The organism is Paenibacillus sp. J31R122 (assembly GCF_056269185.1).
On record NZ_JBWDNM010000024.1, the window covers coordinates 18474 to 44386 of the forward strand.

The 25913-nt window shown below is 44.9% G+C and carries 24 protein-coding genes and 1 riboswitch; of the genes, 14 read left to right on the forward strand and 10 right to left on the reverse strand.

What is annotated here, in order from left to right:
* Positions 1-26 precede the first annotated feature (26 nt).
* A complete protein-coding gene (gene speE / locus AC0YN7_RS27495; RefSeq protein WP_475813214.1) occupies positions 27-854 on the reverse strand; it encodes a polyamine aminopropyltransferase in 828 nt (275 codons plus the stop codon).
* A gap of 197 nt (positions 855-1051) precedes the next feature.
* On the opposite strand from speE, the gene AC0YN7_RS27500 reads away from it, so the two are divergent.
* The 3 genes from AC0YN7_RS27500 (at position 1052) to AC0YN7_RS27510 (ending at position 4278) form a co-directional block, all read left to right on the forward strand.
* Positions 1052-1585 carry a YhcN/YlaJ family sporulation lipoprotein gene (locus AC0YN7_RS27500; protein WP_475813215.1) on the forward strand — a complete coding sequence of 178 codons (534 nt, stop codon included), beginning with the start codon at positions 1052-1054 and terminating at the stop codon, positions 1583-1585.
* 179 nt (positions 1586-1764) lie between these two features.
* A complete protein-coding gene (locus AC0YN7_RS27505; protein WP_475813216.1) occupies positions 1765-3870 on the forward strand; it encodes a transglycosylase domain-containing protein in 2106 nt (701 codons plus the stop codon).
* A 126-nt stretch (positions 3871-3996) separates the two neighbouring features.
* The gene (locus AC0YN7_RS27510; protein ID WP_475813217.1) at positions 3997-4278 is read left to right on the forward strand and encodes a hypothetical protein; all 282 of its coding nucleotides are present in this window, start codon (positions 3997-3999) and stop codon (positions 4276-4278) included.
* Positions 4279-4359: 81 nt separating this feature from the next.
* Here the strand turns inward: AC0YN7_RS27510 and AC0YN7_RS27515 are convergent, their stop codons facing one another.
* Positions 4360-6198: a polysaccharide deacetylase family protein gene (locus AC0YN7_RS27515; RefSeq protein WP_475813218.1), complete on the reverse strand. Its 1839-nt coding sequence runs from the start codon at positions 6196-6198 to the stop codon at positions 4360-4362.
* Between the two features lie 264 nt (positions 6199-6462).
* On the opposite strand from AC0YN7_RS27515, the gene cyoA reads away from it, so the two are divergent.
* The 4 genes from cyoA (at position 6463) to cyoD (ending at position 10572) form a co-directional block, all read left to right on the forward strand.
* Positions 6463-7446: a ubiquinol oxidase subunit II gene (cyoA, locus tag AC0YN7_RS27520; RefSeq protein ID WP_475813219.1), complete on the forward strand. Its 984-nt coding sequence runs from the start codon at positions 6463-6465 to the stop codon at positions 7444-7446.
* Positions 7447-7623: 177 nt separating this feature from the next.
* Positions 7624-9594, forward strand: a complete 1971-nt coding sequence (locus AC0YN7_RS27525) for a cbb3-type cytochrome c oxidase subunit I (RefSeq protein WP_475813220.1) — start codon at positions 7624-7626, stop codon at positions 9592-9594.
* On the forward strand, positions 9594-10211 hold the full coding sequence (cyoC, locus tag AC0YN7_RS27530; RefSeq protein WP_475813221.1) for a cytochrome o ubiquinol oxidase subunit III: 618 nt from the start codon (positions 9594-9596) through the stop codon (positions 10209-10211). The genes AC0YN7_RS27525 and cyoC overlap by 1 nt, the downstream gene beginning before the upstream one ends.
* A gap of 1 nt (position 10212) precedes the next feature.
* Positions 10213-10572, forward strand: a complete 360-nt coding sequence (cyoD, locus tag AC0YN7_RS27535) for a cytochrome o ubiquinol oxidase subunit IV (protein ID WP_475813222.1) — start codon at positions 10213-10215, stop codon at positions 10570-10572.
* A gap of 112 nt (positions 10573-10684) precedes the next feature.
* Here the strand turns inward: cyoD and AC0YN7_RS27540 are convergent, their stop codons facing one another.
* From AC0YN7_RS27540 to AC0YN7_RS27560, 5 genes are all read right to left on the reverse strand, one after another.
* Positions 10685-11365, reverse strand: a complete 681-nt coding sequence (locus AC0YN7_RS27540) for a hypothetical protein (RefSeq protein WP_475813223.1) — start codon at positions 11363-11365, stop codon at positions 10685-10687.
* The gene (locus AC0YN7_RS27545; protein WP_475813224.1) at positions 11362-12528 is read right to left on the reverse strand and encodes a hypothetical protein; all 1167 of its coding nucleotides are present in this window, start codon (positions 12526-12528) and stop codon (positions 11362-11364) included. Before AC0YN7_RS27545 ends, AC0YN7_RS27540 begins: the two co-directional genes overlap by 4 nt.
* Positions 12529-12563: 35 nt before the next feature.
* Positions 12564-13229 carry an anti-sigma factor family protein gene (locus AC0YN7_RS27550; RefSeq protein ID WP_475813225.1) on the reverse strand — a complete coding sequence of 222 codons (666 nt, stop codon included), beginning with the start codon at positions 13227-13229 and terminating at the stop codon, positions 12564-12566.
* Positions 13226-13759: an RNA polymerase sigma factor gene (locus AC0YN7_RS27555; RefSeq protein WP_475813226.1), complete on the reverse strand. Its 534-nt coding sequence runs from the start codon at positions 13757-13759 to the stop codon at positions 13226-13228. Before AC0YN7_RS27555 ends, AC0YN7_RS27550 begins: the two co-directional genes overlap by 4 nt.
* 1153 nt (positions 13760-14912) lie before the next feature.
* Entirely contained in the window at positions 14913-15437 is a 525-nt protein-coding gene (locus AC0YN7_RS27560; protein ID WP_475813227.1) for a YwhD family protein, read from the reverse strand.
* Between the two features lie 105 nt (positions 15438-15542).
* Between AC0YN7_RS27560 and AC0YN7_RS27565 the strand changes: the two genes are divergently transcribed.
* From AC0YN7_RS27565 to AC0YN7_RS27580, 4 genes are all read left to right on the forward strand, one after another.
* On the forward strand, positions 15543-17558 hold the full coding sequence (locus AC0YN7_RS27565) for a M1 family metallopeptidase (RefSeq protein WP_475813228.1): 2016 nt from the start codon (positions 15543-15545) through the stop codon (positions 17556-17558).
* Between the two features lie 27 nt (positions 17559-17585).
* Entirely contained in the window at positions 17586-18395 is an 810-nt protein-coding gene (locus AC0YN7_RS27570; protein WP_475813229.1) for a hypothetical protein, read from the forward strand.
* A gap of 352 nt (positions 18396-18747) precedes the next feature.
* A riboswitch (cyclic di-AMP (ydaO/yuaA leader) is annotated at positions 18748-18898 on the forward strand.
* Between the two features lie 3 nt (positions 18899-18901).
* Positions 18902-19378, forward strand: coding sequence for a C40 family peptidase (locus tag AC0YN7_RS27575; RefSeq protein ID WP_475813230.1), 477 nt, complete (start codon positions 18902-18904; stop codon positions 19376-19378).
* Positions 19379-19535: 157 nt separating this feature from the next.
* Complete coding sequence (locus AC0YN7_RS27580) at positions 19536-20882, forward strand: cryptochrome/photolyase family protein (protein WP_475813231.1); 1347 nt, start codon at positions 19536-19538, stop codon at positions 20880-20882.
* Between the two features lie 127 nt (positions 20883-21009).
* Here the strand turns inward: AC0YN7_RS27580 and AC0YN7_RS27585 are convergent, their stop codons facing one another.
* Positions 21010-22266 carry an MFS transporter gene (locus AC0YN7_RS27585; RefSeq protein ID WP_475813232.1) on the reverse strand — a complete coding sequence of 419 codons (1257 nt, stop codon included), beginning with the start codon at positions 22264-22266 and terminating at the stop codon, positions 21010-21012.
* 157 nt (positions 22267-22423) lie between these two features.
* Here AC0YN7_RS27585 and AC0YN7_RS27590 point away from each other — a divergent pair, with 157 nt between their 5' ends.
* The gene (locus AC0YN7_RS27590; protein WP_475813256.1) at positions 22424-22897 is read left to right on the forward strand and encodes a GNAT family N-acetyltransferase; all 474 of its coding nucleotides are present in this window, start codon (positions 22424-22426) and stop codon (positions 22895-22897) included.
* A 144-nt stretch (positions 22898-23041) separates the two neighbouring features.
* Here the strand turns inward: AC0YN7_RS27590 and AC0YN7_RS27595 are convergent, their stop codons facing one another.
* Positions 23042-23335 carry a hypothetical protein gene (locus AC0YN7_RS27595; protein ID WP_475813233.1) on the reverse strand — a complete coding sequence of 98 codons (294 nt, stop codon included), beginning with the start codon at positions 23333-23335 and terminating at the stop codon, positions 23042-23044.
* A gap of 181 nt (positions 23336-23516) precedes the next feature.
* On the opposite strand from AC0YN7_RS27595, the gene motA reads away from it, so the two are divergent.
* On the forward strand, positions 23517-24317 hold the full coding sequence (motA, locus tag AC0YN7_RS27600) for a flagellar motor stator protein MotA (protein WP_475813257.1): 801 nt from the start codon (positions 23517-23519) through the stop codon (positions 24315-24317).
* On the forward strand, positions 24301-25125 hold the full coding sequence (motB, locus tag AC0YN7_RS27605; protein WP_475813234.1) for a flagellar motor protein MotB: 825 nt from the start codon (positions 24301-24303) through the stop codon (positions 25123-25125). The genes motA and motB overlap by 17 nt, the downstream gene beginning before the upstream one ends.
* An 80-nt stretch (positions 25126-25205) precedes the next feature.
* Here motB and rluF read toward each other — a convergent pair whose 3' ends face one another.
* Complete coding sequence (gene rluF, locus AC0YN7_RS27610) at positions 25206-25907, reverse strand: 23S rRNA pseudouridine(2604) synthase RluF (RefSeq protein WP_475813235.1); 702 nt, start codon at positions 25905-25907, stop codon at positions 25206-25208.
* Between the last annotated feature and the right edge of the window lie 6 nt (positions 25908-25913).

The following is a 25913-nucleotide window of genomic DNA, read 5'->3' on the forward strand; positions in this document are numbered from 1 at the left end:
CCTCTCTTTCTTATGCGCAGCTGCTCTTACTTAATGAGATCTTCAACAAATTTAGGCAGTACGAAAGCTGCTTTGTGAAGGCGCGCTGTATAATATTTGGTATCGATCTCTGGAATAGCGGACTCATCAATCGCAGTTGGGTCATACTTCTTGCTGCCCATTGTGAATGTCCACATACCGCTTGGGTAAGTCGGGATGTTAGCTGTATATACACGAACGATAGGGAATACTTCCTTCACGTCTTTGTTAACGCTTTGAATAAGGTCAGCCTTGAACCACGGATTGTCCGTTTGTGCAACGAAGATACCGTCTTCCTTCAAAGCTTCGTAGATACCTTGGTAGAAGCCGCGCGTGAACAGGTTGGCAGCAGGACCAACTGGCTCAGTGGAATCAACCATAATAACATCGTACGTATTTTTGTGATCATGAATGTGCATGAAACCGTCATTTACAAGAACCTCTACACGCGGATTATCAAGCTCGCCCGCTATTGAAGGCAAATATTTTTTCGAATATTCAATAACCTTACCGTCAATGTCGACTAGAACAGCCTTCTTTACCTGCGGATGCTTCATGACTTCACGAATAACGCCGCCATCTCCACCGCCTACAACAAGAACCTGCTCTGGATTAGGATGTGTGAACAGGACAGGATGGGCAACCATCTCGTGATAAACGAACTCGTCCTTCACTGTTGTCATAACCATACCGTCCAGAACAAGCATCGTTCCAAACTCTTCAGTTTCGATCATATCGAGCTGTTGAAAATCCGTTTGTTCGTTAACATAAGTTTTTGTAATCTTCGCCGTAATGCCGAAGCTGTCTGTTTGTTTTTCTGTATACCATAATTCCATGTGAGAATCCCTTCTTTCCTTCAATAGTTCAACCTGTATTATAGTCAAATTAAATCGCTACTACAAGTACGGATTCGCTTGCTTCCCGCAATAAAAAAATGGGGTTACTGGCATTTTAACATAGAATTGGCTAGAACCTTTCATGTATCGAAATTGGAAAGAAAGCCACACTAATGAGGAAGAAAGGGGTGGCTTTTATGATAAGAAAAATAAACAGCATCAAAATCACAATGGTCGCAGCTTCAAGTTTGCTATTGTTTGCAGCAGGTTGTACGAACACTCCAAATCAGGTAAAGCAGCAAGCTTACCCGTACAACAATAATGGTCCGCAAATGCAAAATACCAATCAGAATAAGGATTATGTTGGACACCAAACGCTACACGGTAAAAGCAATGTCGATAACCGTATTGATATTGCCGATAAAGCTGCGGAAAAGATCACGAATGTACAGGGTGTTCGACAAGCTAACGTGCTTGTCACCAATAAAAACGCTTATGTTGCTGCCTTTCTCGACAGCAACAATAAGATGTCAAAAACCATTGAAGACCAGATTGCCCAACAAGTAAGAGCAGTCGATCCTACTGTCAAAAACGTTTATGTATCAACAAATCCAGAGTTTGTGGACCGCGTTAACACCTACGTTGAGGATGTAAAGCAAGGCAGACCGGTTGCAGGCTTTGTCGAACAATTTAGTGAGATGATTCAAAGAGTATTCCCAAGTCCAAAATAGTTAAGGATTGTACAAGATAAAACAGGCTGCCGCCGCTCTATTGTAACGACGGCCTGTTTTTTGATGAATTCACTGCTTGGATAATAAATATGATAATCTTCCCTATCGCGTGAATAGCAACTTCCTCGTTTTTCCATACTAAGGAAGAGTAAAGTTTCACGATGAAGGGAGTCCGCTCCATGAAAAAGCCTTCCAATCGGCAGGGCAAGACTAGCCGCAGATATACATTTCCTATAATATCCGAGAGGTTCCTTCCCCATATTATTAAATTGAAAAAATGGCTGCGTTACTCGACCGCCGCGCTGATTGTATCCGCAATTGCGATCACTGGTCTATTGATTTATTTGCGCTCACAGACACTGCCTGTATCCTCTGTCAGTCAAACGTCACAAATGCTCGATCTGCACGGCAATGTTATGGACACATTCCACGCTGGTGAGAACCGTCGTTCCGTACAGCTCGATGATGTATCTCACTATGTTATTGACGCTACTCTGGCAATCGAGGACCGCCGTTTCTATGAACACAGCGGCTTTGACATGAAGGGAATAGCGCGCGCTGTCAAAGTTAATGTTCAGAGCATGTCCGCAAAGCAAGGCGCCAGCACACTCACTCAGCAGCTTGCGCGCAATTTATATTTATCGCATGAGCGGACTTGGCAGCGCAAACTAAAGGAAGCGATGTATACGGTACAGCTTGAAATGAACTATTCCAAAGATGAAATTCTTAGCATGTACTTGAACCAAATCTATTATGGCCATGGTTCCTATGGGATCGAAGCTGCAGCTATGATGTATTTCAATAAGCATGCCTCCGAGCTGACATTATCAGAGAGCGCCATGCTGGCTGGTATTCCTAAGGGTCCAAAATACTATTCTCCATACTTGAATATGAAAAACGCCAAGGATCGGCAGCTTACTATTTTGCAGGCTATGCTGGAGGGCGGCTCTATAACAAAAGAGCAGGAGGATGCCGCTTATAAGGAAGTGCTAAACTTCCAGACACTAGGCTCCGGCGAGCAAGAGGGCTTTGCCCCTTATTTCCGTGATTATATCCGTTACATTGCCGTCGACAAGCTTGGAATAAACGAGCATTTACTTAATGAAGGCGGTATTACGATTTATACAACGCTTGATCCTGAAGCACAGTCTGCCGCCGAGGAGGCAATTAAGAAAGGCATTCCTGAGAGCTCTGGGCAGCAAGCAGCTCTTATCTCAATCGACCCGCGCAATGGCTATATTAAAGCAATGGTAGGCGGACGGAATTACAAGAGCAACCAATACAATCGCGTATTCGCCGATACACGTCAGCCCGGTTCTTCCTTTAAGCCGATACTTTATTTGACCGCACTGCGGAGCGGCTTCATGTCACCGGTGTCACGCTTCAAGAGTGAGCCGACTCTGTTCACTTATGACGAGGGTCGCAAAACCTATCAACCGCGTAATTACGGTGATAAATACGTCAATGACTTTATTGATATGCGGCAAGCTATTGCAAGCTCCGATAACATTTATGCAGTCAATACCATTATGACAGTAGGTGCAAATAAGGTGATCGATACGGCCAGAAATCTTGGCATTGATAGCCCGATGAAACCCGTACCGTCATTAGCGCTTGGAACATTTCCTGTTAGCCCATTCGAAATGGCTTCTGCCTTTGGTACATTTGCTAATAGAGGCATACATGTTGAACCGGTTGCTATCATTCGGATTGAGGATAGAAAGGGCAATCTCTTATATGAAGCAGAACCACAATCAAAGCAAGCGATCACAGCTGCTGAAGCTTATGTGATGACCAGCTTAATGGAGAGTGTTTTCGATGCTGGCGGGACAGGCTTCCGAGTCTCCTCAACGATTAAGCGGCCCGTCGCCGGCAAAACAGGCACAACAGGGACGGATGCTTGGTTGGTTGGATATACACCGGAGCTTACGACCGCTGTCTGGGTAGGCTACGATAAGGACCGAATGCTGACCGTAGCAGAAGCTTACAGAGCCGCGCCTATCTTTGCTGGCTATACGGAGAAAGCGCTGGCTGCCGTACCGCCAAAAATATTTCCCATTCCTGATGGTGTCGTCAATGTTTATATTGACCCGACTAGCGGGAAGCTTGCGGCTGACAACTGCCCGAACAAGCGACTGGAGACTTTTCTCAGCGGTACAGAACCAACAGAGGTATGCGGCGCACCAGCAGCAACCGGGGAAAGCGGCCAAGGAACAAATGGCGGCGCAAATGCTGCGGGACGCAGATCTTGGTGGACGGATTTGAAGCGGTGGTGGACGGACTGATGCAGTTAGTCCTTCGCACAATTTTGTCTGAATTATGTTGATCAAGTGAATTTTCTTTGAACAAACGGTGAACTTTGTGTTATAGTTATTGAAAGAAAACACTTACATGAGTTAGGAGTGTTCACAATGACTACTAAAACAGCAACAATTAGCCGTGTTCAACCTTCAAAATCAGATGTTAAAGGACTTGTCAAAGCAATGACCGCAATTGCTTGGGGCGTTCTTGGTATCGGCGTATTACTTTGTTTAGTTAACTTAAGCCATTTCAGTGATAAAAATGTCGGACTAATGGTCGGCATCGGGTTTCTAATCGGCAGCGTTCATATTTATGTCATCGGTACTGCTATTGGCCTAGTCCATGCACGGCTTCAACAGGAGCCTTCACCTATGTCTTCGGATGACGTCTAAGAAACTTGCAACAACTAGAAAAAAGACGAGCAAACTGACAACAGTTGCCCGTCTTTTTTTATTTCTTCCTATTAATGATCATTATTTGAAATACGGTTTAATTTCAAGAATTAGATCCTTAGCGGAGTACTTACCATCCACGTTCAATCGAGGAAGCTGGTTCGTATTCGATCCCCGCTTTATCGTTCCTGGCTGAATGGTGTACATAAGTGAGTGGCCTGTTGCAAGTGCTTGATCAATAAGTGACTGGTTACTTCGACCGTATGGAAAAGCAAAAGCAATGACTTTATTGCCGACAAATTGCTCGATACGCGATTTAGATAAGTTTAAGTCGTCATACATTCGCTTCTCGAATTGCACTTTGGTTTCCAGCTTCTTATTGATCATCAGCCTTGACGTCGTTGCAGCGCCAGCACCAATTCCCTTTTCTGTATCCCCATAATAATGTGAGTTGTAGGTATGATTCTGAATATCTATAAATCCTGAGTTATACATCTCCAGCGCCTGCAGCCAATTGAAATGCGGTGACCACTGTACGGGATGGTCGCTGTGAGCGGTAATGGCGAAAATCGTCGCGTAAACCTTCTCCTTCACCAATATCGGATAGGCCAGCTTATAATTGCTTTCGTATCCGTCATCGATCGTAATGATAACCGACTTTTCAGGAAGCTTAACTCTCTTATCCCCTTTTAAAAAAGCCAGAAGATCTTGCTGTCGAATCGATACAAAGCCCTCCGCCTTAAGCGCTTGAAGCTGTGCGCGGAAATTGTCCGGATGAACAGTAAGACTGTTTATATCCTTCTTTTTATCGGAGAAATGGTGATACATAAGCGCTATAATTTTGGGATTTGCACTTAGCTTATCGGTTACCTGAGGAAGCTCCGCGTATTTATAGAAGATAGGATTTCGATAAGCATCATAAAAAACCATGACATAAGAAAACTTTTTAGGACTGGCCTTATCGAGCAAAAGGGCACCGTCTTTGTCCAATACATGCGTATAGAGTCGATTAGTTGGTGGCTCGTTCTGAGCGGGGCTGTTCGCCTGCAGCTTGTTTGTCTCTAGAAATTGCTTGTAATCAAAGCTGCCGTCCTTTAATTGTTTCACGGCCTGATTATAGGGTAATAGTTGATCAAACGACTTAAAAGCAATCGATCCATAATCCGCTAACACTGCAGATAATTGCTTGCTGCTAGTGACAATATTAAGCGCTCCATAAGCAGGCCTATATACTTCAATGCCGCTCATATCGGTTAGGAGCTTGATCGGAGGAGTTATCAGCCCAGCATCCTTCGCTTGAGCATAACTAATCAAACCCTGCTCAATTAACGTGAGAGCGAGCAATTTCCCACTGTCTTTCACAGCTGTCTTAAGCATTTGATAAGTAAGAAGAGCAACATGTCCTCTAGTGAAGGTCTGTCTCTTCAGCTCAGTCAATTGCGACTTGGTAATAACATTCAGAGCCAGCAGCTTGTCCAGTGCCTCATTTTTCTGGAAGTCTCCTGCCTCTACCCGATAACCCATGCCATGCAAAAGCATCGTTGCATATTGTGAAGCGCTCACATAACTATACGAGCCGTATTCCGTATTGGACTGTCCAGAGCTTATTTTGTTTGCGTGCAAATAGGATACCGCCTGATATGCCCATGTAGGCACATCTAGGAAAGGTAATGGCTCATTGATCAACAAAGCTTCTTTCTCTTTGCCTAGCACTCGAACAATAAGGACAGCCGCTTCCGCTCGCGTCAGTTGACGATCCAATTCGAAGCCTGCTGCGGTGCCTTTTAATAAATTTAATTGCTTTAGCCACGCGGCCTCGGATGAATAATTGCCACTCGCGTGTACGACGTCGTCCTTCCACATACCTAATAGAACAAATGAAATTACAATCATACTTATTAAAAAATACCGATTCCGCATAGAGATCTCCCCTAATGAAATGAATGTAAGGAAACATTTGTTTTTGCAAAAAACGTATTTCTATTTATGAATGATCACTCAATTATATCCATATTTGGTTATGCGGTCTCTATTTTTTTCAACAGGGTCGTTCATATGTCTAACCAGTGACTATTGTATTACAGAATAGAGACAAATTTTTGACGTAATTGTTAACCCCGCAGTTATTCCGATGAGTATCTGCTATGGTAGTCATAAGCAGTAATTTCGAGGAGTTGAACAAAAATGAAACCGTATATTCGTATACTGACACCAGCACTCATTATGCTAATGGCTGTCTTGCTTTCAGGCTGCGGCGAGCAGTACATTGTGCTCGATCCGAAGGGACCAATTGGCGAGTCCCAGAAAGATTTGATTTACATTGCGACCATTCTTTGCTCCATTATTATCGTTCCTGTAATCATCCTTGCCGGATTCATCGTATGGCGTTATCGCGATAGACCAGGCAGCAAAGCTTCTTATAAGCCCAATTGGGAGCATAATACGAAGCTAGAAATTATTTGGTGGGGCATTCCAATCGTAATCATCCTTATACTTGCCGCTATCACGGTGAAGTACACGTTTGAACTTGAGCCATCCAAGCCGATTGCTTCTGAGAAAGAAGCCGTTACGATACAAGTTACATCGCTCGACTGGAAGTGGTTGTTTACATACCCGGATGAGGGTATAGCCACTGTCAATTACATTAAAATACCTGAAGATGTGCCTATTCACTTCCAGCTTACATCGGATACGTCAATGAACTCCTTCTGGATACCTCAGCTTGGCGGACAAATTTATACTATGTCGGGTATGGCGATGAATCTGTTCCTGCAGGCAGACGAACCAGGCACCTACTATGGTTCTGGCGCTAACTTCACCGGTAAGGATTTTGCGCAAATGACGTTTGATGTGGTGGCCACCTCCGAAGAGGAATACCAATCATGGATCGAGGAAGTGAAAGCAGGTTCTCCAGAGCTTACAATGGATGGCTATGAGAATTTGACTGTACCAGGCCGATCTGATGAGCAGTTCTTCTCCGCTTTCCCTAAAGGACTGTTCGAGCATGTCGTGACGCAGTACGTAAAAGGTGAAAACCCGCATAAGCACCATCAAGCTGCTACGGAATCAAAGACGGAAGTGAAGAAGGATGACTCTGCTGCAACAGAAGACACATCTAACGAAAGTACGAGCAACGACAACAGTTCCCACAACCATGCGGGACATTAAGCAATTACAAGCACATGCCCTCAAGAGCATGTGCTTCACAAAGCTTACTCATATGCTTACGAGGTAATTTTGCTTTACAAAACTTAAGCTTTTGCTTACGAAGTAGTTTTGCTTCACAAAACTTAAGCTTTTGCTTACGAGGTAGTTTTGCTTCACAAAACTTTAAGGAGGTCCCTTATGTTAGACAAAATAAAAGATTTTGCGTCCGAGTTTTTCGTGACTGGCGATCCGCTGATTTTAGGGGCTCAAGTATCCATCGGACTATCAATGGTTGCCATTGTATTCGTCCTAACTTACTTCAAGAAGTGGCGCTGGCTTTGGACGGAATGGCTAACTAGCGTCGATCACAAGAAAATCGGTATCATGTACATTATCGCATCCATTCTAATGTTGTTCCGCGGTGGTGTTGATGCGCTGCTTATGAGAACACAGCTTGCAATGCCTGCGACCGAATTTCTAAACCCAGAGCATTATAATCAAATATTCACAACGCACGGCGTTATTATGATTTTATTTATGGCAATGCCGCTTATGTTTGGTTTGTTCAACGTTATCGTACCTCTTCAAATCGGCGCGCGTGACGTAGCCTTTCCATTCCTTAACTCACTTAGCTTCTGGATGTTCTTCTTTGGTGCGATGCTGTTCAACGTATCGTTCATCATCGGTGGATCACCGGACGCAGGTTGGCTGGCCTATCCGCCTCTCTCAGAGCTGTCAGGCAGTCCAGGTTTAGGTCAGGACTTCTATATATGGGGTATACAAATATCCGGTATAGGTAGTTTGGCAACGGGTATTAACTTTGTTGTCACGATTTTGAAAATGCGTGCTCCTGGCATGAAGCTTATGAAAATGCCGATGTTTTCATGGTCGGTGCTATCGTCTTCCATTACGATCATTCTTGCATTCCCAATTTTGACCGTAACTTTATTCCTACTATTTATTGACCGCTACCTTGGAGCCCATTTCTTCACCCTTGATGGCGGAGGGAATCCGATGATGTATATCAACCTCATTTGGATGTGGGGACATCCCGAGGTCTATATTGTTGTCTTGCCAGCATTCGGTATATTCTCAGAGATTGTATCCACCTTCTCGAAGAAGAAACTGTTTGGCTATAATTCAATGGTGTTCGCACTATTATCAATTAGCTTCTTCTCCTTCTTCACATGGGCGCATCACTTCTTCACGATGGGCTCTGGAGCTAACGTCAACGCGTTCTTCGCACTGACGACCATGGTTATTGCGATACCAACCGGGGTTAAAGTGTTTAACTGGATGTTTACCATGTTCCGTGGACGGCTTACGTTCCCAACACCTATGATGTGGACAATTGCTTTCATACCATGCTTCGTCATAGGTGGAATGACCGGTGTACTGCTGTCAGTTGCACCGGCTGACTTCCAGTTCCACAACAGTTATTTCTTAGTCGCGCACTTCCATCAAGTTCTTATCGGCGGTGTCGTGTTCGGATACTTCGCAGGCCTGTACTACTGGTGGCCTAAATTGTTTGGGTTCACCCTCCACGAGGGGCTCGGCAAATGGGCATTCTGGTTCTGGAATATCGGCTTCTACGTATGTTTCATGCCGCAATACGCGCTTGGACTTATGGGGATGACACGTCGTTTTAATGAATACAACTTCGATATGGGCTGGCAGCCGCTTAACGTGGTATCAACTGTCGGGGCATTCCTGATGGGAATCGCGTTTATTTTCCAAGTATGGCAAATCGCTCATAGCATTCGTTTCTATAAGAAAACAACATCTGGGGACACTTGGAACGGCCGTACGCTCGAATGGTCCATCCCATCACCTGCGCCGCTGTATAACTTCGCTCGTTTGCCGAAGGTTGACAGTCGTGATTCATGGTGGGAAGAGAAACAAAGACGTGCGAATGGCGAGCCCGTCACTCCTGAGGAGCCGCTAGAGCCGATTCATATGCCGAAAAACTCTGCCATTCCTTTCATCATGTCGATTTGTTGGTTCACGCTTGGCTTTGGCTTAGTATGGGATTGGCTATGGATGGCTATTCCTGGCTTCATCGGCGTTATAGTATGTATGCTGGCTCGTTCATTTAGCTACGATACGGATTATTATATTTCAGTTGAAGAAATCGAGCGGACTGAAGCTGCGTTAAGGGGGGCAAAATAATGGCACAAACAGTAACTCATTCAAAACCGCATGGCGATAATCACCATGCGGAGCATCATGATCACGAAGAAATAAAAACATTTGGCTTCTGGCTGTTCCTAATTTCTGACGTTATTTTGTTCGGCACCTTGTTCGCAACCTATGTTGTGCTTCGTAACAATACGAACGGTGGACCAACTGCCGAAGAATTATTTTCAATGCCAGGCATTATCGTCTCGACATTCATTCTGCTTGCGAGCAGCTACACGAGCGGTATAGCCGTTCTACAAATGAACCGCGGCAATAAGAAGGGTCTCATCGGTTGGCTGGCTGTTACCGCCCTGCTCGGCGCTGCTTTTATCGGACTTGAATTAAATGAGTTTATCCATTTGGTAAGTGAAGGTGCTAAAATATCGACTAACGCATTCCTATCTGCCTTTTACGTACTCGTTGGAACGCACGGCTTGCACGTAACAGTAGGTCTGGTCTGGATGATTGGACTAATGCTTCAGCTAAGTCGCCGCGGTATTACTTCAGTAACTAAACGTAAAGTAACAATTATCAGCTTGTATTGGCACTTCTTGGACGTTATCTGGATTTTCGTATTTACGATCGTATATTTAATGGGGGTGATGTAGAATGTCTAAGCATACGACACATTCCACTGCCGCTCATTCGAACGGATCACATGGCGAGGGACATGGAGGTCATAATGGCTCAATAAAAAGCTATACGATCGGCTTTCTACTCTCGATCGTTCTAACGATCATCCCACTCGTTGTCGTTATGAATGATCTGTTTAACAAAACAGCAACAACGATCATTATTATCGTGATGGCTCTCTTGCAATTTATCGTCCAGTTGGTGTTCTTTATGCACATCAAAGACGAGAAGAATCCTCGCTACAACTTGATTGCGCTAGTCTTCGGTCTCGCTATCATGGTCATTATCGTAGGCGGATCGATGTGGATTATGACATTCAATGCCGTTGCTCAGTAATAACGGACAATAATAGACTCTCTAAACCAAAAACAGCAGCTCAGGCCGTTAGCCCTGAGCTGCTGTTTTATTTATTCGAACACATCATTTAGTATGACTCTATGATTTAAGTTTAATCTCTGTTTTGCTCGATCTTCACACCTTTGGGCACAAATAAAGTTAATTGCGGACTGATTGTATCAGACACGAATCCGCCATCCTTATGCTCTATCGCCGCGATCCTAACGTACAATGTGTTACCCACTGTATTCATCTTCATGATGTTATCATCAAGCCTTTCAGCCTTATCAACTGACCAGTAACGAACCTGTCCGATCAACTGGAGCTCACGTGTATCCGTCTCGCTGAAATCTACACTGCTCATAGCATTCACGACAATTTTGTCAATGTTCGCAGGCACCTGCGACTTCTCTGTTTCAACAAACGCCGAGCGCTGCGTCTTCTGCAGTTCACGCTGTAATTCATCAAATAGTCCAGTCGACATAAGCAGCGCAAGCCCGAGACTTGCCGTACCAACCACTCCAACAAAAAATACACTAATCCAATCATACCGCACGATAGTGCGATCACTGCCCGAAAACTTTAAGTAAAGAAGCAGCTCAACACCTAGTATGATAAATACAATTGGCGCTACCCACATGAGCATTTCATAAGACTCAATATCCTGCCATATCGAAACGGCTAGTGCAGTTCCCATTAATATAAGTGTTACACCCATTGATAGAGAGCCTACACGCCATGTGCGAATGCCCTCGGGACGATTTGGGCTGTCTACAGCTTGTGCAGCATTCATTTTGTCCCCTCCTTCTTCGAATATTCAGAAGATGACGATGCATGCTTTATGGCTTGCTTAGTACCAGGTATCGTTCTGCTTCCAAACGTCAGACGCAGGCCTACGATAATGAGGACAAACGAAATGACTATGGTTGGGATCATAAAGATAGCTCCCGTATACATATCGTAGATTTCACTCGATAAATTGCTTTTAACCAAATCAGCAACGACGCTATTCAGTAAATAATAAACACCGCAACCAAGCATAGCGATACCGAACCACTTCTGATAAGGGACAAATTGATTTAAGATTGGCTCATCACTAAGCTCTTGACGCTCATAACGTGACGTTTGCTGCAATGCATCGAAAAACGCAAAGCACCAAAACAGTGGCAGCAAGAATAAGAACAACGACAAACGTAAATTATCCATAATATAAATCGCTAACAGAAAACCACCCATTAATTGCAGGCCGCGTTTCTGCATACCTAAGTAGAGATGTCCGGCACCTGGAAATATCGCCAAGGCGATTGCAAGCACCTTATTTTTACGGCCTGTAGCAACATGCGACTCTAAGTCCTCAAATATCGCACGATCGATTAATTGCTCACCGCGCTGCTTAGCCTGCAGCTGTTGAATCGCGTCGAACATGCTGTATATCCATATAACAGGAAGCGCCAGCAAGAAGATAAGCAATACGCCAGTATCTGTTATTACGCTCAAAAAGACGATAATCGCAAACAGTCCAATAAAAGAAATGAGAAACGTAATACCTCGCTGCATGAGACCAATACTCATATGACCAAGGCCAGGGAAAAAGGACAGCATAATTACACGTGTCTTCTCCTGCTGCTCGTCAAAGGACAGTGGCGCAGAGCCTGCTATAGACTCAGAATGGCCTCCGAAGGATTGTTTTACATGATTGACTGCAAGTGCCTTACCCGAAATGAGCGAGAAGATCATATCCAGCATGTTGATAACTGCACTCAGCATGGCCACGGACAATAGGAAAAACATAATTTCTCCATCACCTGAATTAGTCAATCCTATCAATAGGAGTAAGCCAATAGGGCCGAAAAAAGCTCCTCCATACAACACCGCCCTGACAGGACGACCCAGATAGCCATGCCCGACGCCTGGTAAAAACGAAAGCAAAAAAGCGGTCAACGCACTTTTGTTCATCCGAATTTCATTCCTCTCTTCATGTTAGTTATGCTTTATTTAAAACGAATTGCTTCCAGGCCATCGAGCCAAGAGCTTGTTTGATCGACCATTTTGTCCGACCATGATTCCTTGTGCCCTTTATCTGAGTCATGCTCTGCAGAAGGAAGCCTCTGCTGTTCGATCATGCTGCTGTCCAGCTCAGCGATTTTCTGTGAAAAGGATGCAAAGGTCCCGCTTCCGAGCAGCAGCAGCGTAATAGACGCCGCTATCGTATAATGCGTGACTGGATGCTGCAGCCAAGAGCTTCGGCGATAAGGCTTCTCTTGAACAGCATGAGAAGTTTGCGTTCCTATTTGAGAAACATCGTCCTGCATTTCACTATGCAGCTGGGCAATTACTCGTTGCTCCAGCAGTTTCATGTCTGGCAATGCAGGTCTCCGCTTGCCCATCTCGAGCCTATCATCCACACTCTCCTCGATATGCTGAGCAACCGCTCTAGCTTCCGCTACATCGACGGCTTCCATAAGCAATAGCAAACATTCCTCGCACTCGGCTAACTGCCCATCTACTTGCTCCCTTTCCTGATCGGTAAGCGAGTCGTTTAAATATCTGCTCATTTGCTCAAATGAGGTATGTGTATGATCACCATTTCTAATTTCGGTAGTAATATGCTCCCCGTTCAAAGAACTGATTTTCTGCTCGCTATTTTCTGCTTTCATTCGAAGTCCTCCTTTCGCCAATTGCGCTTCATCCAGCCTCGCGCTCTGTATAGCCTGGACTCTACGCTTTTGCGCTCCAGTCCCGTCTCAGCCGCGATTTGCTCGTAAGACTTATCCTCCATATAATAAGCGGTTACGACTTCCCGGTAGTTGGTCGGAAGCCGTTCTACTTGCTTGCGTATCTGAAGCCGATCCTCCTGCTCCATGACTACTGTCTCTGCGGCAGGCATACCGGTTGAATCTCCTGAGGGGCTCTCTGCCGGCATCACTACGCTGCCAGACAGTTCCACCGGTCTACGCGCCTTGCTTCGCTTGAAATCAATTGCTCGATTGACGGCGATTCGCGTAATCCACGTTTTTATTCCGTCTAGTCGGCACTCCGGGAGGGAGCGATATATTTGCAGAAGCACTTCCTGCGTTACATCCTCCGCGTCATGCGGTGAATGCAGTACGGCATAGACGGTTCTATATATATAGGGACCATAAGCCTGTACGAACGGTCGATAATGCTCGGGCCCGCCGCTCTGCACCGCCTTAATCCAATCCTCGTCTTGAATGTCGCTCCCCCCTTCCCGATATAATAGACGACAGCCGTCTCCTCTTACCCTGCACTATTTGAAAAAAATCTTTTTTTCTCTTCATGTCAGTTGATAGATAGATCCATAAGGTATTCAAAAATCCAGACAACGGTTATTCGTAGCTTATTAGATAAGACAGTAGATAGGATATTAGATAAGACGCGTTAGGACATTAGGTGGGTCATTAGACTGTCTAATTAGTTAGCCTAGTAATTAAATAATTGGTTAGCCCACTTGTTAGCGCATCGGTTAGATCGTTAGCTAATCAATCAGTTTATCATTTAGTAATTAAATCAGTTAAACCACTAACTATCCTAGTTAATAGGGATTTCTGCACCGCACGCAGCTCCCATCGCGAAGTGGGGTAACACGTGCTGGCACTCTAAGCTAAGTTCATGCCGTGAAACTAAATCCGAATATCGCCAGAATAGATCTTAATTAGTTTCAGTATTTAATGCTAATCCGTAGAAAAAGTCCCATTAGTCGAGCTAACCCAGCAATTAGGTTCATCAAATGACACTAAATGATACAATCTTCCTTGATTAGATCACTTAATTTCATATATTGAAACTAAGCAGGCATGGTACGTGGTAGGATACCTTATTTGTGATAAACCGCCCTATTTGGGGATGTTAACGGACATCAGATCCGTTATTTGATCAAAAAGGATCAAATAAGCCCTCAGTTAAGTGTAATAACGGATCTCGTGTCCGTAAGCTTATCTCGTTTGCTGTGCTCCAATTCTCCAATTGCCTAAGCACCCTAATCAAAATCCCAGTATTCATCCTTTGTTCTTTCCCAGTACCAGTCTCTGCGTCTGTATCTGTATCTGTATCTGTATCTGTATCTGTATCTGTATCTGTCTTAATTTTAATTCTAATTACAAAACAATCCCAACCCAAATTTGCTTTTTCATGATATTACTCCGGACATAATTTCCCTCTATTTAAACGTAAAAAACCTCATCACTCGCAAGACTAATCTCGCGAAAATGAGGTTTTCTCCCTTAATCGGCTTACGCCTCTATTCTTTTACTTGCTTCATATCTCTTCTTAATTCATTCCCTCTATACCCCAATCAGCTTACACCGCTGCCTTAACTTCCTTTAGACGCTCAATGCGTCCTTTAGCTCTGCCGGGGAACGATCCCACCACTCCTGATTATGCTCAACCAGCAGCTTGCGAAGCGCCGCTCTGTCCACATCGCCAAGCTCCGTTAAATTATAACGACGCTTAAGTGATTGATCGAGTTTATTCACGTGGTCAGGCAAAATTTTCCACCCACGACGCGCTTCTGTATCAATTAGCATTTCGCACGCCGTCGCACCTGCATAGTATGAGCCTTCCTCATTACGATCGACCGCGACCCATACGATCCAGCACTGGCGTCCATTTGGCGTATCCTCTTTGTTTGGTGAAAACTTGATGCCCCGTTCAATTTTGCTTTTCGCGTGCATAGCCCCTACATCGATATACGCGACACCTTCATCAATCATAACACAAGATACTGCGCTCAAATCGATTGCTCCAGCTCCAAAGCCTTTATGTTTTTTGCTGCTCACAACGTTGAGCGACAGTGATTTCTTTTCCTTTTTTTCCGGCTGAGCCGCTTGTTCTTGTTCGTCCATCATGCGTATTCACACCTTCCCCATACATTAATTATATTTTAGCTAATAATCATCGAAAAGCAAACATATACATGCTTTAGATGCTTGTCAACGGGAGGGAAACGTTCAATGACTCCACGCAATGTCAAAAGATTTTTACTAGTAGTACTCGCAGTCGTCTTGCTCGGCCTATCTGTGCAGAACGGTTTCGGGAATGCTTGGCAATCCCAATATACATACGCCTTTGCCCCTACTGCCAAATCCAGTTCCGCGTCCGCGCCTGCTCAAAAATCGGCCAAGCAGCCTGTCGTGCAAGAACCGAATACGATCATGACGCCTAAATCACAAGCGCTTAGCAAGCGAGTCGTTGAGTATCATATCAACGTACAGCTAAGCGACGATACGCGGCACTTAACAGGCGAGCAAATCGTAACTTGGATTAATCCAGGCGAAAAAACAGTGTCCGAGCTCTATTTCCACCTGTATCCTAATGCATTTCGTTCGGATAAAACGACGTTTATGCGGGAATCAGGCGGCAAGCTGCGTCAGGATAAAGCAACGGCCAATAGTATCGGCTATATGAACCTGATGACACTGGAAACATTAGAAGGCGAGAGTCTGCTACCTCGTCTGTATTATGTACAACCTGATGATGGAAACGAACATGACTTCACCTTAGCTAAGCTTCGCCTTCCGGAGCCTGTTGCACCAGGGAAATCGGTTACACTTCGTATGAACTACGAAGTAGAGATGCCCAAAGTATTCGCCCGTATGGGCTATTCCGGAAACTTCGCTATGGCAGGGCAATGGTTTCCAAAGCTAGCTGTATATGAAACAGTTGGCACACGCGGTCGAACAACTGAGGGCTGGAACGCCCATCAGTACCATGGCAATTCGGAATTTTACAGCGACTTTGGCATCTACAGCGTTCGCATTAAAGTGCCTGAGACATACACAGTAGCCGCAACCGGCTTTCAGACAAAGCCAATTGAAATCAAGGATCAGACAAAGATTTACCAATTCTATGCAGATGATGTTCATGACTTCGCATGGGCGGCATCACCGGACTTCGTCTACGAAGAGGATGCTTACTCTGACAAGGGCATTCCGGGTGTACGAATAAAGCTCTATCTAGATCCTTCGCACGCCAAGCTTAAGGACCGTTATATGCATGCAGCCAAATCCGCTCTATCCAAATATGCGCAGTGGTACGGTGAATACCCCTACAGCACACTTTCTATTATTGTTCCTCCAAAAGGAGCAAATGGGGCAGGAGGTATGGAGTATCCCACGTTCATAACAGCATTCGCAGCAGAAAATGACAATCCAGGATACGATCTGGAGCGTACAGTCGTGCATGAAATTGGGCACCAGTACTGGTACGGCATGATCGCCTCTAATGAATTTGAGGAAGCGTGGCTCGATGAAGGCTTCACCTCCTATGCCGAGGATAAAGTGATGGAGACCGCGTATGGAGTGGAAGCAAACCTACCAGTCGAGGCGAGCTATATGACCGATCCTGCTCCGCTTAAGCAATACTCCTGGTCTTACGGCAGCCACAATCAATACGCTGAGAATGTTTATATGAGAGCAAAGCTCGTACTTATCGGCATTGAAAAACAAATAGGCGCACCGTTGATGCAGCGGGTTTTACGGACTTATTTCCAAAAATATAAATTCAAGCATCCTTCAACCGCAGACTTCCAGCGTGTTGTTGAACAGGTTACGAAAACGAAGTGGCATGATTACTTCAATCAATATGTTTACCACAACCAAATGGCCGATTTTGGCGTAGAAGCGATACAAGTCAAACCCGTCAAACAGGATGGCGTACAAATGTATGAATCAACTGTTCTCATTAGGAAATACGGTGGCATGAACGGTCCAATTCCGATTACTATGCAGTTCACGGATGGCATGACGGTGACAAAGCAGTGGAACGCGGAAAATTCTAATATCCAATATAAACAGGTTCACACAGCTCCACTCGAGTGGGCCGTTGTCGATCCGGAACACAGAAATGTACTCGATAACAAGCTGATCAACAACTTTATGCAAGCGCAGCTTCCTGAGGAAACACGTACCCGGTGGAACCTCGGCGTTTCAAAATTGATTGAAGGGCTGCTTGGGTCATTTGGCTGGTAAGTATATGGGTTCAAGGAGCGATAAAAGATGAAGATATATATGAAGCAAGGCTGGTCGCTGACGGTCAAACATTTTTATCTCGTTATTTTACTGTTTCTTTATCAACTGCTTTGGGGGTTCTTTCTATATCGTTTTATTGATTCTGTCATAGCGCCGCTATTACGACGCTTTCCCAGCGCTTCTCCATCTGATAACGCCGTTCATCTCTTCATGACAGAAGCCCAGTTTCAGCTATTTAAAACCGATCTCATTTCTCCATACCTATGGATGCTGGGCGGCTTGTTCGTCATTCGGATGCTGCTGACACCCTTGTTCAATGCCGGACTGTTCTATTCTCTGCATCAGGCAAGAAATAATGGCAGCACCCGCTTCCTTGAAGGCATCAAGAAGGCTTGGAAGCCTGTTCTGCTCTTATACTGGGCAGAAACGATACTTATGCTGGCTCCTGCATGGTGGCTGCTGCCACGCGCCTTAGACTCCTTTATGCAAAGCGGCTCGGTCCCTTATCTGTTGCAAACGACACTGCCTGGTGCCGGACTATGGATTCTGTGGGCGACTGTGCTCCATCTGCTTTTTCTAGCGATGCAATTCGGAGCAGTATCAGGCGATGGTGTATTCCGCTACCTATGGCATTCCATTAAAAACTTCCTTACATACGCCTCCGTCTCCTTAATCATGTGGGCGATCGGTGCTGGAATTGGAATCGTCATTACAAGTATATCTCTGATCTGGGCCGGACTGTTCGCGCTCATTCTGCATCAAGGCTATAACCTAGTACGCACGCTTATGAAGGTATGGACGATAGCAACGCAATATGATTCCTTGCAAACGAAATAACTAGTGAATGAAGCCTCCCTTTTTGCGCCGATGCGTGGATTGAGAGGCTTTTTAGTATGAAAATTTTCTAATCTTTCATTTGAAAAACCGCGTACAATTGAGCTTTCCAGCTCTTTTATCTTGTCCTCTCAGAATAATGGCAAAAAGGTTATTCGGAATATTTTAAGAAATGCATACATAATTAAAGAAATCAAGTCATTCCTTTTTAGTCAGAAAGCACTAATGAATGCTGTTTATTTCATATGAAAAATGTTTATACGAACCTTTTAGTTAAAATGTTCCATGAGAATTATTAGAATTTATCTGTAAAGGCAGGAGATCAATGAAAATAATCGAATAATTGTTTCAGAGCAATACAAACCTGCCAAATTCCCTAATGGGAAACGGGGGAACCACTTTGGGTGAATTGATTCCGACTTCTGACTCGGTCAGCGTCTGAGGAATCATAGGGAACCTTCAACCGAACCCCACAGCTAACCTCGTCGGCACTGGAAGGAGCTTTACAATTGAAAAAGATTACCGCATTACTTTTGGGTCTCGTACTCGTCTTCACTTTTCAGTCAGTAAGCGTTTTCGCAGACTCCAAGCTAGACGGATATATCAATGACGTTATTGGTAGTCCGTATAAGGGCGGCGGGAATACGTCGAGAGGCTTTGATTGCTCCGGTTTTACGACCTATGTGTTCGATAAAATGGGCATTGAGCTTCCACGCACATCCGCATCCCAAGGAAAATCAGGCAAGAAGGTCGCTAAATCAGACCTAATCCCTGGAGATCTCGTGTTCTTCGACACGTCTGGCGGCAATAACGGCTCTATTTCCCATGTTGGCATTTATATTGGTGATGGTAAGTTTGCGCACGCCTCTGTATCCAGAGGTGTTGTAACAGACAAACTTAACTCTTCCTATTATGAGAAGCGTTTCGTGACAGCACGTCGTGTGATGTCAATGGAAACTTTCGAGAAGTTTGCTGACGAAGAATAAAATAAGCACCTTGTTGCCTAGGATGCTACACTAAGCTCTTACAACCAAGCCGCAGTCGTTTGTCCTCATCGACAAACCACATGCGGCTTTGTTGTTTCTATTTCGCGGACAAGTGGAATAAGCTTATAACGTGTCGTGTTGAAAGGAGCTATACGTGATGTATTTATTTATTCATCGCAAGGACCTGCGTGTTTCTGATCTCCGCGCTTTTGATTATTTACTTAAAACGAATACGATGGGCATCCATTTACTTATATTAGATCCGGTTCTAACAAGTGACGGTCGGCTCACCAGCCATAGTGGACGCAACTTCATTGGTCAGACCGCCTCTTTATTGCACAGCTATTCTGAAGCCCAGAAAGAATTGCATGTTCTATACGGTGATCCAGTAGATATCGTAGAGTCGCTTCTACAACAGCATTCCATTGATGAGGTTATCGTGCATGCGGACTATACCCCTTACGCGCGCAGCCGCGATGAGCGGATGCGCCTAGCCACCCAAAAGCACAGCCGCCGATGGGTGGCTATCGAGGATGCGCCGCTTGCCGACCTAGAGAGCTTTCCAACGTTCGCTAGACGCTCTGAGCCCTACAAAGTATTTACGCCATTCTACCGAATGTGGAGCAGCTATATGCTGCAATGTTACACCCCAATGAGCATAACAACCCTACACGACCTCACTACGGTATGCGAAATAAGCGGAAGTATCGCCACCCGCTTCTCCTTACCTGATGCTGTTTCATGCGCGCTTGGTGAATCGACTGCCGGAAAGGGGCCCGCTAAATCCGCAAGCAAGCTGGATCGTTTCGTTCGTGAGCGATTAGCCCTCTATGCCAATAGCCGTGATGCCTTCGCTGAGGAGCATACAAGCGGCCTCTCCCGTTTCTTGAATACGGGTGCCATTTCTGCACGTCAGGCCTATGAGGCTACGCTTGGATTGCCAGGAGCGGAAGCTTGGCTTAGACAGCTGGCATGGCGTGACTTTTATTTATATCAAGCTATGTATCATGACCAGTTTTTCAGCTATGAGCATCTATTTGATTTTTCCGCCCTAACGAGCGACAGCTTCGGCGCATGGACAGCCGGAGCGACTGGCATTCCTATTATCGATGCCGCAATGACCCAGCTAAATCGAACGGGAGAGCTCCCGAACCGACTGCGGATGATAACCGCTATGTTTCTGACCAAAAATCTGCTATGCCCATTTACGCTGGGGGAGCAGTATTTCCGTTTGCACTTAAGCGATTATGATAATACGCTCAATCGAGGCGGCTGGCTCTGGTGCTCCTCCCTTGGTTATGACGCGGCACCCTATTTCCGTATTATGAATCCTGTAACACAATCAACGACATATGATCCCTCTGGAAGCTACATTCGGCGTTGGATGCCTCATTTAGCTCATCTATCTGATAAGGAGATTCATCAACCGCTCAGCGGTGCCATCGTTGATCTGAAAGCGTCTCGAGCACGCGCGATCGACGTTTACAAAACCATTTTAAAATAATTCTGAACTACACAAGCGTAAATGACCTTGGTAGCCCTAGAACGCGCAAGCTCGTTTCACGGTAAAATATACAAAAAAACCTTCACTGCTGCCTAGTGTTACAGCAGACGTGAAGGTTTTTTCTCGTTCAATTGCTTACTTCTATACGATCATTCATAAGTCTCTTCGACTGCTTTCTTCCTAGTACAAGCATAGAGACTAGCATCACTAGCATCAGAATGACGCCCGAGCTAATATACCACAACGTCGTTTGTACGCTATATTGATCCATAAACCAACCTGTCAGTCTTGGGAAAAAAGCGCCCCCTAAGCCGCCAAATGCGACGAGCAAGCTCGTTGTTCGATCAGTCATACCCGGAATGAGTACATTGGCATATACAAGCGCAATACCGAAGAGACCTGAGAAAAGCAGTCCGCTTAGCGCAACAAGCACAAGCATCCAGCTAAGCTCTCCCATTAATGACATCATCAGAAATACGAAGGTCGCTCCTACGGTTGCTATAAACAAGAAGCGAGAGTAGCCCATTCGCTCAGCAAGCATTCCTGAGAACAGTCGGCCCAGAACCATTGATCCCCAAAAAATACTTAAAGCTGCAGCCGCATTTGCTTCTCCCACCCCTGATCGAACGATGAGAATCGATGGCAAGTAGTTTGAGAAACTCATCTCCATACCAACATAGAACATAAAAAATAAAGCTGATAACAGAAGAAACGGCAAGGCGTGGCGCGGATAGCCAAAAAATATAGATCTTTCCATTGCCGGGCTGCTATTTGAAGCACCCTGCCCTTTGTCGCTATTACTTCGATTCCGTTCCTGCGGTATATATCCAAGCTCATCATCCACCTCATCAAAAGACAAGGTCAGCCAAAGCACGAACGTAATTCCTGACATCGCTGCTAAAATAGGAAAAGCAAACTGCCACGCGTTTGCATGAATCAAATACGCTGCCGCAATCGGAATAACTAAGGCTCCAACGCCAAAAAAAGTTTCCAAACGGCTCATTGCCGTCGCTTTTCCATTTTTAGTCATATCTATAATCATAGCTCCGACCACAGCCTCTGTCATTCCAAACCCGAAACCGGCAAACAAGGCAATACAAAGCATCCATCCCCAAGGTAATAAAAGGCTGTATGCAGCTTCACTTACCATCAGCATGCCGATAGCTATAAGCACCGCGCCTCTCTTCCCCATTCTCGATGTTATTGAGGGAGCGAGCATCACCCCTACCAGAAACCCGAGGAACTGATTCATAATCCATTGTCCGCCGTCCTTATAGGTCAATCCGTAATGCTCAATCAACTGCTCCAACACGGTTCCGCCCACTACATGCGCAATTCCGATAATCAAATAAGACAAGCAGCCTAACCAAATTAGCTTTCTCATTCCATGAATCCCCTTATATGCGTACGTCCTGTTAAATCTATCTGTTATAATAACTATGTTTCGCCCATATTAAGCTAATTGAATAGAATCACATACGGAGGTGCCATTCGTGACACATGCTTTCAGCTCCACCTATTATAAACGACATCCCCTTGCTATGACTATACATCCGTTAGATACTTCACATGCCATTCAAATTTGCGAATGGAAATACAATCCGCCCTTTCACATTTATCAATGGCCATCCTGGCAACAAATGAAAAAGGACGGAATCGAATTTGGTGATCCCGTCCTCCGCGAAGAGCAATATGCCGCCGTTATGGATAGTCAGCTCGAATTAATCGGATTTGCTCAGTTTTTTCCAATAACAGATGTGACTAGACTTGGTTTAGGCTTGCGGCCCGATCTTTGCGGTCAAGGACTCGGTCCCGCCTTCACCGAGCTCATCATCCGCGAAGCACGCCGGCGTTCGCCTCAGAATGAAATCGACCTAGAAGTGTTAGCATGGAACACACGCGCGATCCGTGCCTATGAACAAGCTGGCTTCCGCATTACAGATACATATTCTCGCCCAACGCCTCACGGCGATGCCGAATGTCACTGTATGGTGTTTAAGCCTGCAACATCCTAGTTTGACACATACTCATAGCGGTCTCCTCTGCGTTATATGTATGCTAAATTACCTGTCATATATTATGCAGTTATTGTTATAGAGTCGACATTAAATGTAAAGAATCGACACGCTATGAGTCTGTTTGAGTTAGTATTTCAGTTGCTATACCAGCCTAATAATTTGTATCGTTTTTTCATCTTGCGAAACCTCAATAACGTGATGCTTGCTGTTATATGTGACAAACCCCTTGCCCACTTCAATTACCGGATTTTCGCCAAGTCCGAAAAACACGTCATCCGCTAATGCTTCCATTACTTCATGACGATCCTCGGCAGGAAGCACAACCCACTCCTCTGACTCCATTTCAAAAAAAGTATAGCAATCCTCGATCTCAGCTACCGCTACTGTTAAATCCTTCAAAATATCTACATATTCTCTCGCATGTTTTACACCCATTTGATTAAAACCACCTTTAGTATAGTCATTTTTGTAATCTTCTCCCTACTATTTTACCGCATTTCATCTTTTTTAACGTCTTCGTCACCAAAAGGTTTCTTTTACTCTAATCTCAGAATACCCATTTGACGATAATAAGAGAAGTAGATAAATGTCGAAAATGTAATGGACGGGGTGTATGATGAAAAATTCTACAATTATAGGACTTGTACTTGGTGTTATCGCTGTATTGGGGGGGATGGTTTTAAAAGGAGCAAGCCTCACGGCTCTTTTGAATCCTGCCGCATTTATGATCATCCTACTAGGCACTGTAGCCTGTGTCATGGTAGCCTTTCCAATGTCGGAGCTTTCCAAACTAGGCAAGCTATTTAAAATGGTATTCACTGAACAAAAACTGCCTCAGCGTGATACTCTTATTCAAAATTTCATGGAGTGGGCTTCTATTACACGTCGTGAGGGATTGCTTGCCTTAGAAGCAAAGGTTGATGAGATTGAAGATACGTTTTTGCGGAACGGTATGCGTATGATTATTGATGGCAACGATCAGGATTTCGTTCGCGACGTCCTTCTAGAGGATATAGCAGCAACAGAGGATCGTCATAAGGCTGGAGCACTTATTTTTACCCAAGCAGGTACATACGCACCTACGCTTGGTGTACTAGGAGCGGTAGTCGGATTGGTCGCGGCGCTTGCCGATATGAGTGATATGACTAAGCTTGCTCACGCTATTGCCGGAGCATTTATTGCTACGCTGCTTGGTATTTTCACAGGATATGTGCTGTGGCACCCAATCTCTAATAAGCTAAAACGTATGTCTAAGCAAGAAATTCAAATTCGTTTGATGATGGTTGAAGGCCTTCTATCTATTCAATCCGGAGTATCCACAATCGCTATTAATCAGAAGCTATCCGTCTTCCTTACACCGACGGAAAGACTGAAGCTGAAGGAGAAGGAGGACAGAGCCATTGAGCAGAAAGCATAGACACGAGGAACACGAAGAGCATGTCGACGAATCATGGCTGCTTCCTTATGCCGACCTGCTGACTCTGATGCTGGCACTCTTTATTGTTTTGTATTCTATGAATTCCGTCGATGTGAAGAAATTCGAAGATATGTCGCAAGCATTCAGCATCGCACTCAGCAATGGCAGTGGCGTTTTAGAAAACACCAGCGTAGTAAGAGTAGGTGAAGATCATGAGAAAAAGCTTGAAGACATAGGCAGCGAAGGCGATAAGAAGGATAAAGCTGACAAAAAAGAGGAAGACGCCCGAGCAGCAATTGAAAAGCAAGAGCAAAAGAAGCTGGATGATCTTAAGAAAAAGATCGATGCCTATATCGAGAAGAACGGCCTGACATCAGAATTGGAAACGAAGCTTAATTTATCTCAGCTTATGATTACAATTAGTGATAACGCCTTGTTCGCTCCTGCTCAAGCAACGGTGAAGCCAGAGTCCAAAGAACTCGCTATCGCTATCGGCAAAATGCTGCAGCAGTATCCTGATTATGAGGTTATCGTATCAGGGCATACAGACACCACGCCAATATCGAATGCTTCCTTTAAATCAAACTGGGATTTAAGCTCCATGAGAGCTATTCGATTTATGGATATTTTGCTCGAGAACAAAAAATTAAATCCGCAGCGCTTCAGCGCAATCGGCTATGGTGAATACCGCCCCGTGGCAGATAACAAGACCGCTGAAGGCAAAGCAAAAAACCGTCGTGTAGAGGTGAATATCATTCATACCTACATCGATGATACGAACATCCAGAAGCTGAATGTAACGAAGTAATAAATAACAAAATGCCCTAACTCGAACCGCTCACAGCGTCGAAATAGGGCATTTCTTGTTTGTTAGCTACTCATCACTACTCATACCGACTTATAGCCTAATGTATGAAACAACGTCTCTTTCTCTTCCTCCGTCAAATCTCGCCACTTTCCAACAGCCAAACCACCGAGCTGTATGTTCATTATACGCAGCCGCCGAAGCTGCCTCACATGATAGCCGAATGCTTCGCACATTCTTCTAATTTGCCGATTACGCCCTTCCGTCAGCACGATTCGAAAACTGCGATCCGTTACTTTCGTCAACTGACAAGGCAATGTCATACTGCCGAGAATATGCACCCCGCTCGACATTCCTTGTACAAAAGCTGCGGTAATAGGCTTATCCACCGTGACGATATACTCCTTCTCATGCTTACCTTCGGATCGCAATATCGGATTTACGACATCCCCGTCATTCGTCAGCAGAATTAAGCCTTCCGAGTCCTTGTCCAGTCTGCCAATTGGAAATATCCGTTCAGGATGTCCCACAAAGTCTACTATGTTTCCTTTAATATGAAGCTCCGTTGTACTCGTAATCCCTACTGGCTTATTAAGCGCAATGTAGACATGACGCTTCTGCTCACCGATTCTCTGTCCATGGACGCGGACATCGTCTCCAAGCTCTGCTTGACTGCCCAGCTCAGCTGTTATCCCGTTAATCGTTACGTGACCGGCATCCACCAGCTTATCCGCCTCACGCCTTGAGCAATATCCCGTTTCACTTATAAACTTATTAATCCTCATAGCTGT

Bases quoted from the DNA above. Each gene is read 5' to 3' on its own strand.
- AC0YN7_RS27595 (WP_475813233.1), bottom strand. From the start codon at position 23,335: ATGGGTGTAAAACATGCGAGAGAATATGTAGATATTTTGAAGGATTTA.
- cyoC (WP_475813221.1), top strand. From the start codon at position 9,594: ATGGCACAAACAGTAACTCATTCAAAACCGCATGGCGATAATCACCAT.
- AC0YN7_RS27515 (WP_475813218.1), bottom strand. From the start codon at position 6,198: ATGCGGAATCGGTATTTTTTAATAAGTATGATTGTAATTTCATTTGTT.
- AC0YN7_RS27525 (WP_475813220.1), top strand. From the start codon at position 7,624: ATGTTAGACAAAATAAAAGATTTTGCGTCCGAGTTTTTCGTGACTGGC.
- AC0YN7_RS27565 (WP_475813228.1), top strand. From the start codon at position 15,543: ATGACTCCACGCAATGTCAAAAGATTTTTACTAGTAGTACTCGCAGTC.
- AC0YN7_RS27585 (WP_475813232.1), bottom strand. From the start codon at position 22,266: ATGAGAAAGCTAATTTGGTTAGGCTGCTTGTCTTATTTGATTATCGGA.
- AC0YN7_RS27540 (WP_475813223.1), bottom strand. From the start codon at position 11,365: ATGAATGCTGCACAAGCTGTAGACAGCCCAAATCGTCCCGAGGGCATT.
- speE (WP_475813214.1), bottom strand. From the start codon at position 854: ATGGAATTATGGTATACAGAAAAACAAACAGACAGCTTCGGCATTACG.
- AC0YN7_RS27500 (WP_475813215.1), top strand. From the start codon at position 1,052: ATGATAAGAAAAATAAACAGCATCAAAATCACAATGGTCGCAGCTTCA.
- AC0YN7_RS27560 (WP_475813227.1), bottom strand. From the start codon at position 15,437: ATGATGGACGAACAAGAACAAGCGGCTCAGCCGGAAAAAAAGGAAAAG.
- AC0YN7_RS27590 (WP_475813256.1), top strand. From the start codon at position 22,424: ATGACTATACATCCGTTAGATACTTCACATGCCATTCAAATTTGCGAA.
- AC0YN7_RS27505 (WP_475813216.1), top strand. From the start codon at position 1,765: ATGAAAAAGCCTTCCAATCGGCAGGGCAAGACTAGCCGCAGATATACA.
- AC0YN7_RS27580 (WP_475813231.1), top strand. From the start codon at position 19,536: ATGTATTTATTTATTCATCGCAAGGACCTGCGTGTTTCTGATCTCCGC.
- AC0YN7_RS27510 (WP_475813217.1), top strand. From the start codon at position 3,997: ATGACTACTAAAACAGCAACAATTAGCCGTGTTCAACCTTCAAAATCA.
- cyoA (WP_475813219.1), top strand. From the start codon at position 6,463: ATGAAACCGTATATTCGTATACTGACACCAGCACTCATTATGCTAATG.
- cyoD (WP_475813222.1), top strand. From the start codon at position 10,213: ATGTCTAAGCATACGACACATTCCACTGCCGCTCATTCGAACGGATCA.
- motA (WP_475813257.1), top strand. From the start codon at position 23,517: ATGAAAAATTCTACAATTATAGGACTTGTACTTGGTGTTATCGCTGTA.
- AC0YN7_RS27570 (WP_475813229.1), top strand. From the start codon at position 17,586: ATGAAGATATATATGAAGCAAGGCTGGTCGCTGACGGTCAAACATTTT.
- AC0YN7_RS27545 (WP_475813224.1), bottom strand. From the start codon at position 12,528: ATGAACAAAAGTGCGTTGACCGCTTTTTTGCTTTCGTTTTTACCAGGC.
- rluF (WP_475813235.1), bottom strand. From the start codon at position 25,907: ATGAGGATTAATAAGTTTATAAGTGAAACGGGATATTGCTCAAGGCGT.
- AC0YN7_RS27550 (WP_475813225.1), bottom strand. From the start codon at position 13,229: ATGAAAGCAGAAAATAGCGAGCAGAAAATCAGTTCTTTGAACGGGGAG.